Consider the following 10,332-nt stretch of genomic DNA (forward strand, 5'->3'; position numbering starts at 1 on the left):
AGGCGCGAATATTCCTACTGCGGCCACCGATCTCAGGCCTGCGCTCCTCGCCGCACGAGAGTGCGACTGCGGTGCGCGGCCCGACCTCCCGGCTGGCGCCCTCGCTACGGAATCTTCACGCCTTCTCGGCGCTGCTGAATTCACCACCCCAGCTTCGCGGCCACGTGCATCAGTTCCGCCACGGTGCGCGTCTGCATGCGTTCCATGATGCGCGCACGGTGGAACTTGACGGTCTGCTCGACGATGCCGAGATCATTGGCGATCTGCTTGTTGAGGCGGCCCTTGACGACGGCGGCGAGCACCTCGCGTTCGCGCGCAGTCAGCGTGGCCAGCCGGGCCTCGCAGGCGGCGGCCTCGGCGTTGGCCTGGCAGGTCGACGCATCCTGCGCCACGGCCCTTCGCACCGCCTCGACCAGGGTGGCGGCGCTGACCGGCTTGGTGAGGAAGTCGGCGGCGCCGGCCTTGATCGCCTGCACCGTCATGGGAATGTCGCCATGTCCGCTGAGGAAGACGATGGGCAGCGGATGGCCGGTCTGCATCAGGCGGTGTTGCAGTTCCAGCCCGTCGAGCCCGGGCATCGTCACGTCCAGCACCAGGCAGCCGCGCGTGCGTGGATCAGGCCGCGTGAGGAAGGCCTCCGCGGAGGTGAAGCTGTGGACGCGCCATCCCTCCCCGCGCAACACCCGCGTGAGCGACTTGCACACGGACGGGTCGTCGTCGACAAGGAACACGGTATCCAGTTCGGGCATGGTTTCCATGGCCTTGGATTCAACCGGACTGTCGCAACGGCCATGTGACAACGAAGGTCGCGCCGCCCTCCGGGTTGTTGCCGGCGGTGAGCGTGCCCCGGTGCGCCGTGATGATCGACTTGCAGATCGCCAGGCCCATGCCGGTGCCGCCGGCCTTGGTGCTCCAGAACGGCTCGAACACACGGCGGATGTCCTGCACGTCGATGCCCGTGCCCCGGTCGACCACATGGACCCGCACGTGGGTGTCGTCGCATTCGGTGCGGATGCTCAAGCGGCGCCGGCACGTGTCGACTTCGTTCATGGCGTCGGCGGCATTGAGGATGAGGTTCAGCAGCACCTGCTGGAGTTGCACCCGGCCGCCCTCGACCAGCGGCAGCCAGGGCGCAAGCTCGGTCGCGGCGTGGATGTGACGGCGGTTCAGCTCGGTGCGCACCAGGTCCAGCGTCTCCGTCACCAGTTCGTTGAGGCTGAGCGCCGTGAAGTGCATCTCGCCGTGCTTGAACAGCGCACCCAGGCGCCGGATGATCTCGGCGGCGCGCCGGTCCTCGCTGATGATGTCCTCGCAGATCTCGCGCACTTCCGCCAGGTCGGGCTGGTCATGCCGCAGGATCTTGCGTGCGGCCTCCGCGTTGCCGAGGATGGCCGCCAGCGGCTGGTTCAACTGGTGCGCGATCGAGGCCGACATCTGGCCCATCATCGACACGCGGGTCATGTGCGTCAGCGCGGCGCGGTCCTTCTCGGCCTGCAGCTCGGCTTCCTTGCGCGCGGTGATGTCGAGCGCCACGCCGGTCATGCGGTGGTCGGAGCCGGCTTCGGCACGGCCGCGCGCGGCGATCCACCGGACGCCGCCGCTGGGCTCCAGCACGCGGTATTCGACGTCGACTTCCACGTCCTGCGCCACCGCGCGCCGCACGGCCTGGTCGACGCCTTCGCGATCGGCCGGGTGCACGGTGTCCAGCACGCGGTCGAAGCGCACCGGCTTCTCCTTCGACGGGCCGACGTACTCGCGCAACTCGGCAAGCGGCCAGATCTTGTCGCGGCCCACGTCCCAAATCCACATCGACAGCCGGGCCGCGCGCGCCGCGAGATTCATGCGCCGCTCGCTTTCCTCCAGCGCGAAGATGGTCCGCCGACGCAGGCGCCATTCGAGCAAGAACGCCGTGATCAGCATGGCCAGCAGCAGCCCCACGCCCGACAGGACGAGCGCCTGGTCCCGGTACCGGTCCCAGAAGGTCGGAGCCCTGAAATGAACGATGGCATCGGCCGGCAGGCTGTCGACGGGCAGGCCCCATTTGCGCGCCTGGCGCCAGTCGACTTGCAGGTGCACCGGCACGCTGGCCGGGAGCGCCAGCGCCTCGGGCAGCGCGCCGTCCAGCAGGCCGTCGATGGCCTTGGCCGCTTGCCGGCCCATCTCCAGGTAGGAAGGCATCAGGCCGCCCACGATGCCGGTGCCGATGAGTGCGCTGTAGGGGGCGTAGACCGGCGCGCGTGACGCCTCGGCGATCAGCGTGGTCGATTCGCGGGGGCGGAACATGCGGCCGTCGCCGTCCTGCTCGTAGCCGGGCGTGAACACCACGGTGTCGGCGCCGAGCTGCCGCAGACGCCTGGCCGTCGCATCGGCCGAGAGGCCCGAGAGGTATTCGACCGGCACGTGCAGGTCGAGCCCGGCGATGGTTGCGCGCGCATCGGTGGCGGGTTGCCGGTCGGCCGGACCGGCCCCGGTGACCACCACCACGCGCCGCGCTGCAGGGTGCCATTGCAAGGCCTGGCGGATGGTCCCGCCAAAGTCGTCGTCGACCGGCATGCCGACCACATTGGCGGGCAGCGGTTGCGCCGTGGCGATGGCGCTGCGCGAGACGGCGACATGCACCACGGGCACGTCCGGGAACAGGGCGGCGCGATGGCGCAACAGGAAGTCGAGCGCAGGCCGGCCGCCGGCGACGATGACTTCGGGCTTGCGCAGGGCGTACTTGTCGCGCAGGTAGGTGGTGACGGTCTGCTCGTAGGCGTCGCCGGCAAAGACGGCTTCGTCGAGGAATTCGGTGAAGAAGTCGACCTCCCGGTCGATCGGGTCGCCGAGGCTTTCCCGCAGCCCACGCTCGATCTCGACATTGGCCGCGGCCTGCCGGTCGCCGGAGAAAAGCACCAGCACATTCCGGCCCGCCGGCTCGGCGTTCGCAGTGGCCGGCAACAGGCAACAGGCAAGCAGCAGAAACACGAGGTGCACCATGACACCATGGGGCGAGCCGGTCTTGAGCAGGTCCCGGCGCTGGGTCGAACTGATCATGGGTCCCGTTGGTTCACAGGATGTCGTCGCGCAAGAAATCAGACATCGGCAGTCGGTTGGAGGTGCGTAATGTAGCCGTTCGCGCCAACCGTCAATTCAATTTTTACCAAAGTAAATAAGTGTTATTTGTATCGCGGAAGACGACGGAATCCGGTAGCACGGTGAGCGCGGGCATGCGGGTACAGTGCGCAGCGAAGGCGTTACGGTCCACCTTTCCACAGGCGCCAACAGCGCTAGTGCCGCGAGGATTTCCTCTCATCGAGCGCGGCGCCCGGACCGGCCTCAATGCGAGGCCAGACTCGCCTGAACGCGCCCGCCGACGAACGCGCGCAGGACAAAAAAGCCCGCGCACCTTGCGCGCGCGGGCCATCCCTGGAACAGCGGGCGTGCCCCCGTTACTTCGCCGCCTGCACCACGGCTGGCGGACGGCCGAGGTGCGTCCCCGAATCCAGTAGCACCAATTCGCCCGTGACCGTGCGGGCGCCTTCGGTCAGCCACAGCACCGCTTCGGCCACGTCTTCGGCCGAGCAGGCCCGGCCGAGCGGCGTCGACTGTTCGTATTGCGCTTTCAGCTTCTGGAAGTTCTCTTCGCCGATGCCGTCGGCGAACCATCGCGTCGTGATCATGCCGGGGCAGACCGCGTTCACGCGTATTTCCGGCGCGAGCGAGCGCGCCATGTTCAGCGTCATCGCGTTGACCGCGCCCTTCGAGGCGATGTAGGCCAGGGAGGAGCCGATGCCGAGCGCCCCCGCGATCGACGACACGTTGACGATCGACCCGTTGGGCGACCTCTTCAGGTGCGCCATGCAGGCGCGCACCATCTGGAACGCACCGATCACGTTCACGTCCAGGATGCGCTGGAAGGTCTTGGCGTCCAACGCATCCCAGTTGGCCGAGCCGGCAAAGGAGGTGATGCCCGCGTTGTTGACCAGTGCGTCGATGCGGTTCCAGCGCGCCATGGCGGCCTCGGCCATCGCGCGGCAGGCGGCATCGTCCGAGATGTCGCCGCACACGAGCAAGGTGTCGGCGCCGGCCTCGCGGCAGGCCGCCTCGGATTCCCTGGCCTCGCGTTCGCTGCGAGAGTAGTTGATCAACACGTCGTAGCCTCGACGCGCCAATGCGAGCGCGGTTGCGGCGCCGACGCCGGTTGCAGAGCCTGTGACGATGGCTGCCTTGCGTTCTGTCATGTTTTTTCGGGAGTCGTTGAAGGGGAGGGGGGTGCCCGGCGATGCAGGCGCCGTGGATTCTGCGCCGGCCGGGTGCACAAGGCGCGTCCTCGAACAACGGTGGTCGAATCCACAGGCCGGTTCACGCTGGCCAGCTTCAGCCCCGACAGGGCGGCCAGGTTCGGGTCACCGAAGTTTGAGACGAGGCGGGCTGCGCAATCGCAAGGTCTTGTGGATGAGAAACATTCTCATTAAACTCCACGATCGGACGGTGGGTGCCCGGACTTGGCGCCCGACACCGTCCACCCTCCAAGGCAAGCCGCCGCCAGCCCCAATCCCGCCCCCGCGATTCGTTGCGGGGGAGACCTGATGCGCTGACGGAGCAAGCCATGCATGAATCCCCCGACGACGACGTCCATGACGCCCCCTGCGCCTGTGCGCTGGTGGCACGTGCCGTGACCTTGATGACCGAATGGGCCGGTCCCAGCCCCGGCCACGCAGGCCAGCCCGAGGCCTATCGCGCCTTGCTGGCGCGACAGGTGATGAGCGACCTGTACTTCCTGCGGAGCCATCCCGGACTGAGCCCGCACCTGCGCGAGGCCATGGCGCACGCGCACCAACGGTGGATCGCGCTGGCCCGCCCGACGTCGATTGCGGCGCAAGACACCGTCATGGACGAGATGTCTCCCGGCGCGCGCGGTGTGTCCCTGCATTGACCGGAGTGCCCATGCAACGACTCGATGCCGAAGCCGAGGACGATCTCCTGCTGCGGCGCTGGAACCGCCTGCGCATGTACGTGCGCTGCGGCCTCTACGCGCACCATTCCGGCTACATCCGCCTGTACGTGAAAGCCGGCCTGGCGATTGCCCGCCGCGATATCCGCCCCGCAAGGGAAGTGCACCTGCGCGTCTTGCAAACCTTGCTGAGCACCGGCCAGGACGAGGCGCTGCCATGGTCCTGGCGCAACGCTTGCCTGGACCATCTGGACCTGCCGGTGGCGAACCTCACGCCCTTGCTGGCCGTGGATGACCCGGTGGCCCTGCGTGCGATCGAGGCCGGGGTGCAGCGTGCGCGGGACGGGTTGCCGGCGCTGCCCGGTTGAGGGCGCGCGATTGCCACGGCGCGCGTATCAATCCACCTTCACATTCGCACTCTTCACTATCGCGCCCCATTTGGGCACCTCCTTCGCAAGGTAGCTGCCGAAATCGGCCGGCTTCATCCATTCCGCCGTGAAGCCCTGCGCTGCGAGCTTGTCCTTGATCTCCGGCATCGCGAGGATTTTCTGCATGTCCGCGTTGATCTTGTCGACGATGGGCTTGGGTGTCGCGGCCGGGGCCATCATGCCGATGAAAGCGACCGCCTCGAAGTCGGGATAGCCCTGCTCGGCCACGGTCGGCACATTGGGCAGCACGGCCGAGCGCTTCCTGCCGGTGACCGCCAGCGCCTTGAGCTTGCCGGAGGTCACGAAGGGCGTGGCGGAGATCATGGTGTCGAGCATGTAGGTGGTCTGGCCACCCATCACGTCGGTCAGGCCGGGGCCGCTGCCCTTGTAGGGCACGTGAATGGTCTTGATGCCCGCCACGCTGTTGAGCATCTCGCCGCCGAGGTGCGTCGACGAGCCATTGCCCGACGATGCAAAGGACAGCTCGCCCGGCTTGGCCTTGGCGGCCGCGACGAGTTCCTTCAGGTTGTTGGCCGGGAAGTCGGGCCGGGTCACCAGCACCAGTGGGCCGGTCATGATCATCGAGACCGGCGCCAGGTCCTTCAGCAGGTCGTACTTCAATTGCTCCTTCGGGAACAGCGACATGTTGATGGCATGCGACGTGGCCGCAATCAGCAGCGTGTAGCCGTCGGCCGGCGCCTTGGCGACGAAGTCGGCGCCGATGTTGGAGCCGCCGCCGGGCTTGTTCTCGACGATGAAGGACTGCTTCTCGATCTCGCCGAGCTTCGACGCGAGCAAGCGGGCCACGATGTCGTTGGGGCCGCCCGGTGCATAGGGCACGATGATCTTCACCGGCTTGGAGGGGTACTTGTCGTCGGCATGCGAGAGCAAGGGGGATGTGAATGCGGCCGTGGCGGCCAGGGCGATGGCGAGGGTCTTGAACACGGTTGTCTCCAGTCTTGAAATGAGGTGAGCGCGGCCGCTCAGGTCTTGTAGGAAGGGTCTTCGCGGTCGAGCTGGCGCAGCAGCGCAGGCCATTCCATCGGCGCGAAATTGACCTTGCCTTGCGGGCCGTAGCGCCTGGCCATCTGGGCGGCCAGCTCCGGGCTGGGCATGCTGACTTCGGCGCCGCTGGCCAGCACGTCGACCTGCACCTGGCAGGCGGTCTCCAGCCAGTACATCAGGTTCCAGGTGTCCTGCACGCTCGGGCCGCAGGCCACCAGGCCGTGGTTGCGCAAGATCAGCGTGCTGTGCGGGCCGAGGTCGCGCGCGATGCGGTCGCGCTCGCTCATGTCGACCGTGGGCTGCTCGTAGTCGTGGAAGCCGATGGCGCCGTAGAAGCGCATCGCCGATTGCGTGAGCGGCAGCAGCCCCTGCTTCATCGCCGACACCGCCATGCCGGCGCGGGTGTGGGTGTGCATCACGCACTTGAGGTCGGGCCGTGCGCCATGCACGGCGCTGTGGATCATGAAGCCCGCGCGGTTCACCGGGAACTCGCCGAACTCGCCATCGGGCTTGTCGACCACGTTGCCATCGAGGTCCAGCGTGTAGAAGCAGGAGGCCGTGATCTCCGTGTACAGCAGCCCGAACGGGTTGATCAGGAAGTGCTTCGCATCGCCCGGCACCTTGGCCGTGATGTGGTTGTAGATGATGTCGCTCATGCCGTACTTCGCGACGAGGCGGTAGCAGGCGGCAAGGTCGGTGCGGACCTTCCATTCGGCGTCGCTCACGCGATCGCGGACGGAAGCGGGGCGGGTCTGGACAGCGGCGGTCATTGTGATTCGGGCCTCTATGGAGTCAATGGGATTCGGGGCGGCCGGCGAGCATGCGGCGGGCCGTGTAGCGCAGCACAGGCTCGCCGCGCTGGTTGAAGACGTCGATGTTCGAGTCGACGATGGCGCGGTTGCCCTTCGACGTGGGCTTGACGCCGGCGACCTCGACGACCGCGTGGATGGTGTCGTTGACGCGCACCGGGCCGAGCACCTTCTGCGTGCATTCGAGCATTGCCATGCCGGTGCCCTGGATCATCGTCTGCAGGATGAAGCCCTCGATGAGCGAGTAAGTGAGGGCAGCGGGAACGGGACGCCCACCGATGGCGCTGGCGGCGCCTGCGGCATCGATGAAGATGATCTCCAGCATGCCGGTGCACGAGATGAAGTTGACCAGGTCGGTCTCGGTCACGGTGCGGTTGAAGGTCTGGAATCTCTGCCCGACCTCGAGGTCTTGCCAGAAGAAACCGTGGCCGAGCAGTGGGTACTTGGCGGCGGGTGCGGTCATGGGCGAATCTCCGTGTTGTGCGATGCGGTGCGAGCACCTTGGGGCCGCTGGGCGGCGGTCATATCGGTGCTCCTTGCAATGCGGGTTGTTCGGCGCCGAGCGGCGCGATGCCGGCCTCGCTCAGTACCTGGTGGGTGTGCTCGCCGAGGCGCGGCGCCATGCGCACCAGCAGCTGTTGTCGATCGATGCGCACCGGTGCGCCGGGGAAGTGCAATGTGCCCATCCGCGGGTCGTCGATGGTCTTGAAGAAACCGGTCGCCTTGAGGTGCGCGTCGTCGGGCAAGTCTTCGAGGCGGTTCATGCGCGAGGCCGGCACTTCGAGGCGCGCGAACACTTCGAGCCATTCATCGGTGCTGCGGGTCTCGATGACCTGCGCGGCCAGCGTGTAGAGCGCATCGATGTGCCGCGTGCGCTCGGTGATGTCGGCGAAGCGCGGATCGGCCGCGGCCTCGGGCATGCCGCCTTCGGTGAAGAAGCGCTTCCAGTGCGCGTCGGTGTAGGGCATGGCGCAGAGGTAGCCGTCCGCGGTGCGATAGGGCCGGCGGTGCTTGGCGAAGAGGCGCGGATAGCCGGTGTCGGCCAGCGGCGGCGAGAAGTGATGGCCGTAGAAGTGCTCGACCAGGTTGAAGGACACCATCGACTCGAGCATCGGCACCTCGACATAGCCGCCCTTGCCGGTGCGCTCGCGTCGGAACAACGCGGCCAGGATGGCGTGGGTGGCGACGAGTCCGGAGGTCTTGTCGGCTGCGATCGTCGGGAAGTACTGCGGTGCGCCGGACTGCCGCTCCATCAGCGCCGCGCAACCGGAGAGCCCCTGGATGATGTCGTCGTATGCCGGCATGCCGCCGTAGGGGCCGTCCTCCGCGAAGCCATGCAGGCCGACGTAGACCAGGCGCGGATTGCGTGCGAGCAGCGTTTCCGGGTCCAGGCCGATGGCCGCGAGCTTTTGCGGGCGGATGCTGTGCATCAGCACGTCGGCGGTGTCGACCAGCGTAAGCAGGGCGGCGCGGGCGTCCGCTTGCTTGAGGTCCAGCACCACGCTGCGCTTGCCGCGGTTCACGCCGAGGAAGATGGCGCCCATGCCGGGCTCGGTGCTGGGGCCGGTGCGGCGCGTGGAGTCGCCTTCGGGCGGCTCGATCTTGATGACGTCGGCGCCGTACTCGGCCAGGTTCTGGCTGGCGTAGGGGCCGAGCACGACCGCGCTCAGGTCGAGGACGCGGACGCCTTCGAGTGGCAGGTTGGGCGCAGGGGCGATGGTCATGGTGGCTGGCGGTGTCTCGGGCCGCTCGTCTGTTGGGGTATGCACGAATCGTAGAAGTGGAGCCTTAACGCGTCCAATACTGTTCATGTCACTTGCCATACATGTGAAGTAAGCCTCATGGAGTTGCGCCAGCTGCACCAGTTCATCGCCGTGGCCGAGACGCTCAACTTCGGCCGGGCCGCCGAGCGCCTGCACATGGCGCAGCCGCCGCTCTCGGTGGCGATCCGCAAGCTGGAGGAGGAAGTTGGCGCGCCGCTGTTCGAGCGGCAGCCGCGCGGCGTCGCGTTGACGGCGGCGGGTACCGCCGCACTGGCACTGGCGCGGCGTTGTGTGAACGATGCAAAAGCCTTGCGCGAGGCGGCGCTGGCGGCGGCCGGGGGCGAGCGGGGAACGTTGCGGGTCGGCTTCGTCGGGTCGGCCACCTATGCGCTGCTGCCCGGCCTGCTCCCGGCGTTTCGCGCGCGCTATCCGCAGGTCGAACTGGTGCTGCGCGAGTCGGCGAACCTGGAACTGCTGGCGATGGTCGAGAGCGGTGAGCTGGATGTCGGGCTGGTGCGCCATCCGACCGGGTCCGCCAGCGAGTTGGTCGTCGAGATCGTGGAGCGCGATATGTTCTGCGCGGTGCTGCCCTCAACGCATGCGCTGGCAGGCAAGAAGCGCCTGACCTTGCAGGAACTCGCGCGCGAGCCTTTCGTCGACTACGCCTCGACGCACGTTCCCGGCCTGCACGCGATGGTGATACTGGTGTTCCAGCAGGCCGGTCTCACGCCGCGGGTCGCGCAGGAAGCCACGCAGGTGCAAACGGTGATCAGCCTGGTGCAGAGCGGCATGGGAGTGGCGCTGGTGCCATCGGTCAGTGCGCGGCTGGCGGCGCGCGATGTGGTGTTCCGGCCGGTGCAGGGGCTGCCGGCTTCAGCAGGGATCTCGTTGGCGATGGCAACGCGTATCGACACGCTCAATCCGGCGGCGATCCGGTTTCGGGAAGTGGCGCTGCAGCGGGCTTCGAAGGGGCGAGGTGCGCCTTCCCGAGGGCTCGATTGAGCGTGGCGACTGCGTCCGAAGTTGGTGCCCTCGACAGGAATCGAACCTGTATCTGAGTCTTAGGAGGACCCCGTTCTATCCATTGAACTACGAGGACTGGGCGCGGGGACTTTACCAGCTTGTGCCATGCATCTGCCGGGCAATCGGCACGCAGCGTCCGCAAGATTCCCGGCCGGATCGAATGGTACGGCTCGTGCTCTATTTCGTACAGGGCCGAGCGGGTTCGCGTGCTTGGCGGGTCGTGCGCTTGCTTGAGGCGCCATTCGTGGATTCGCCAATAGAGCATCCACTCCAACTATCGACCGGTTCTAGCTTTTGCCGACTACGCCTTCAGCGGGAAGATACGTCCATACCAACTGAAACCCAAAGGAAACAAGCCATGACGAACC

General features: G+C 67.1%; 10 protein-coding genes and 1 tRNA gene. 3 read left to right on the forward strand and 8 right to left on the reverse strand.

Features of this window, described 5'->3' with window-relative positions:
- Positions 1-140: 140 nt before the first annotated feature.
- The 3 genes from WKW82_RS11430 to WKW82_RS11440 all read right to left on the reverse strand — a co-directional run bounded on the left by WKW82_RS11430 (position 141) and on the right by WKW82_RS11440 (position 4,223).
- Positions 141-758, reverse strand: coding sequence for a response regulator transcription factor (locus WKW82_RS11430; RefSeq protein ID WP_340342406.1), 618 nt, complete (start codon positions 756-758; stop codon positions 141-143).
- A 10-nt stretch (positions 759-768) separates the two neighbouring features.
- Positions 769-3,036 (reverse strand): sensor histidine kinase, encoded by a 2,268-nt coding sequence (locus tag WKW82_RS11435; protein WP_340342407.1) that lies wholly within the window; start codon positions 3,034-3,036, stop codon positions 769-771.
- Between the two features lie 395 nt (positions 3,037-3,431).
- Positions 3,432-4,223: an SDR family NAD(P)-dependent oxidoreductase gene (locus WKW82_RS11440; RefSeq protein ID WP_340342408.1), complete on the reverse strand. Its 792-nt coding sequence runs from the start codon at positions 4,221-4,223 to the stop codon at positions 3,432-3,434.
- 368 nt (positions 4,224-4,591) lie between these two features.
- Here WKW82_RS11440 and WKW82_RS11445 point away from each other — a divergent pair, with 368 nt between their 5' ends.
- Together WKW82_RS11445 and WKW82_RS11450 are read left to right on the forward strand one after the other, a co-directional pair.
- Positions 4,592-4,918 carry a hypothetical protein gene (locus WKW82_RS11445; RefSeq protein WP_340342409.1) on the forward strand — a complete coding sequence of 109 codons (327 nt, stop codon included), beginning with the start codon at positions 4,592-4,594 and terminating at the stop codon, positions 4,916-4,918.
- A gap of 11 nt (positions 4,919-4,929) precedes the next feature.
- Positions 4,930-5,304, forward strand: a complete 375-nt coding sequence (locus WKW82_RS11450; RefSeq protein WP_340342410.1) for a hypothetical protein — start codon at positions 4,930-4,932, stop codon at positions 5,302-5,304.
- Positions 5,305-5,331: 27 nt separating this feature from the next.
- Here WKW82_RS11450 and WKW82_RS11455 read toward each other — a convergent pair whose 3' ends face one another.
- Genes WKW82_RS11455 through WKW82_RS11470 form a run of 4 tightly spaced genes read right to left on the reverse strand, consistent with a single transcriptional unit; the run spans position 5,332 to position 8,902 of the window.
- Complete coding sequence (locus tag WKW82_RS11455; RefSeq protein ID WP_340342411.1) at positions 5,332-6,309, reverse strand: tripartite tricarboxylate transporter substrate binding protein; 978 nt, start codon at positions 6,307-6,309, stop codon at positions 5,332-5,334.
- 38 nt (positions 6,310-6,347) lie between these two features.
- Positions 6,348-7,139, reverse strand: a complete 792-nt coding sequence (locus WKW82_RS11460) for a class II aldolase/adducin family protein (protein WP_340342412.1) — start codon at positions 7,137-7,139, stop codon at positions 6,348-6,350.
- A 22-nt stretch (positions 7,140-7,161) separates the two neighbouring features.
- Entirely contained in the window at positions 7,162-7,641 is a 480-nt protein-coding gene (locus WKW82_RS11465) for a MaoC family dehydratase (protein WP_340342413.1), read from the reverse strand.
- 58 nt (positions 7,642-7,699) lie between these two features.
- Positions 7,700-8,902 carry a CaiB/BaiF CoA transferase family protein gene (locus tag WKW82_RS11470; RefSeq protein WP_340342414.1) on the reverse strand — a complete coding sequence of 401 codons (1,203 nt, stop codon included), beginning with the start codon at positions 8,900-8,902 and terminating at the stop codon, positions 7,700-7,702.
- A 117-nt stretch (positions 8,903-9,019) separates the two neighbouring features.
- Between WKW82_RS11470 and WKW82_RS11475 the strand changes: the two genes are divergently transcribed.
- Positions 9,020-9,943: a LysR family transcriptional regulator gene (locus tag WKW82_RS11475; protein WP_340342415.1), complete on the forward strand. Its 924-nt coding sequence runs from the start codon at positions 9,020-9,022 to the stop codon at positions 9,941-9,943.
- Positions 9,944-9,965: 22 nt separating this feature from the next.
- Here WKW82_RS11475 and WKW82_RS11480 read toward each other — a convergent pair.
- Positions 9,966-10,040 (reverse strand) — tRNA-Arg (locus tag WKW82_RS11480).
- Between the last annotated feature and the right edge of the window lie 292 nt (positions 10,041-10,332).

The sequence above is a fragment of the Variovorax rhizosphaerae genome, from assembly GCF_037889975.1.
GTDB classification, from domain to species: domain Bacteria; phylum Pseudomonadota; class Gammaproteobacteria; order Burkholderiales; family Burkholderiaceae_C; genus Variovorax; species Variovorax rhizosphaerae.

Bases quoted from the DNA above. Each gene is read 5' to 3' on its own strand.
- WKW82_RS11430 (WP_340342406.1), bottom strand. From the start codon at position 758: ATGGAAACCATGCCCGAACTGGATACCGTGTTCCTTGTCGACGACGAC.
- WKW82_RS11435 (WP_340342407.1), bottom strand. From the start codon at position 3,036: ATGATCAGTTCGACCCAGCGCCGGGACCTGCTCAAGACCGGCTCGCCC.
- WKW82_RS11440 (WP_340342408.1), bottom strand. From the start codon at position 4,223: ATGACAGAACGCAAGGCAGCCATCGTCACAGGCTCTGCAACCGGCGTC.
- WKW82_RS11445 (WP_340342409.1), top strand. From the start codon at position 4,592: ATGCATGAATCCCCCGACGACGACGTCCATGACGCCCCCTGCGCCTGT.
- WKW82_RS11450 (WP_340342410.1), top strand. From the start codon at position 4,930: ATGCAACGACTCGATGCCGAAGCCGAGGACGATCTCCTGCTGCGGCGC.
- WKW82_RS11460 (WP_340342412.1), bottom strand. From the start codon at position 7,139: ATGACCGCCGCTGTCCAGACCCGCCCCGCTTCCGTCCGCGATCGCGTG.
- WKW82_RS11465 (WP_340342413.1), bottom strand. From the start codon at position 7,641: ATGACCGCACCCGCCGCCAAGTACCCACTGCTCGGCCACGGTTTCTTC.
- WKW82_RS11470 (WP_340342414.1), bottom strand. From the start codon at position 8,902: ATGACCATCGCCCCTGCGCCCAACCTGCCACTCGAAGGCGTCCGCGTC.
- WKW82_RS11475 (WP_340342415.1), top strand. From the start codon at position 9,020: ATGGAGTTGCGCCAGCTGCACCAGTTCATCGCCGTGGCCGAGACGCTC.